Annotated in this window: 1 protein-coding gene; it reads left to right on the plus strand. The window is 69.1% G+C overall.

Going from position 1 to position 204, the window contains the following annotated elements; translation table 11 throughout:
- On the plus strand, positions 1 to 204 hold a 204-nt coding region (locus IG84_RS42530; RefSeq protein WP_037801521.1), incomplete at both ends, for an ATP-binding protein.

A 204-nucleotide genomic window follows, 5' to 3' on the forward strand; every position in this document is an offset into this window, starting at 1 on the left:
GTCGAGGAAGCCCCGGCGCCGTTCCTCACCGCGGAGCAGAACGCCGAGCTCTACCGCGCCTCCAAGGCCATCCTCAAGGAGGCCGGCTACCAGGGCGCCGGGACCTGTGAGTTCCTGGTCGGCCAGGACGGCACCATCTCCTTCCTGGAGGTCAACACCCGCCTGCAGGTCGAGCACCCGGTCACCGAGGAGGTCACCGGCATC

It is taken from the genome of Streptomyces ochraceiscleroticus, assembly GCF_000720485.1.
Taxonomy (GTDB): Bacteria; Actinomycetota; Actinomycetes; order Streptomycetales; family Streptomycetaceae; genus Streptomyces; species Streptomyces ochraceiscleroticus.